This is a genomic window from Novosphingobium sp. 18050, from assembly GCF_902706195.1.
GTDB lineage: Bacteria > Pseudomonadota > Alphaproteobacteria > Sphingomonadales > Sphingomonadaceae > Novosphingobium.
The window spans coordinates 1-382 of the sequence record NZ_CACSJO010000125.1 but is presented as its reverse complement, the minus strand read 5'-3'; the positions used below and the strand labels follow the sequence as shown (position 1 = coordinate 382).

The 382-nt window shown below is 70.7% G+C and carries 1 protein-coding gene; it reads right to left on the bottom strand.

Features of this window, described 5'->3' with window-relative positions; all coding sequences use genetic code 11:
* Window positions 1-11: 11 nt before the first annotated feature.
* On the bottom strand, window positions 12-382 hold a 371-nt coding region (locus GVL61_RS24685; protein ID WP_200845037.1), incomplete at its 5' end, for a hypothetical protein.

The window sequence follows — 382 nt, the reverse complement described above, 5'->3', positions numbered from 1 at the left end:
GCCCTATGGCGCTAGCGGATGCCGAAGATCCGGCCCCAGCCCGCGAGGGGCGCCGTGTCCACGCCGGCCAGCTTCAGCGCCTTCCAGACCACCGTGGCCACGGAGTCGTACACCGGCACGCCCCACTGCGCTTCCAGTTCGGCCGCCAGCGGCGCGCCGCGCAAATTGGTGCAGTAGATGGCGATGGCCTCCGGGCGTTCGCCGCCGGTGGTCATCACGTCGTGCACGCACTGCCGCAGGGTGCCGGCATCGACTTCGGAGAACGCGAAGTTGTCCTGGATGCCGAGGTGGCGCTCGGCCACGCATGCGATGCCCAGGCCCGCGTAGTTGCGCACGATGGCCTGCTGCACCTCGGGCAGGTACGGCGAGACCAGGCCCAGGC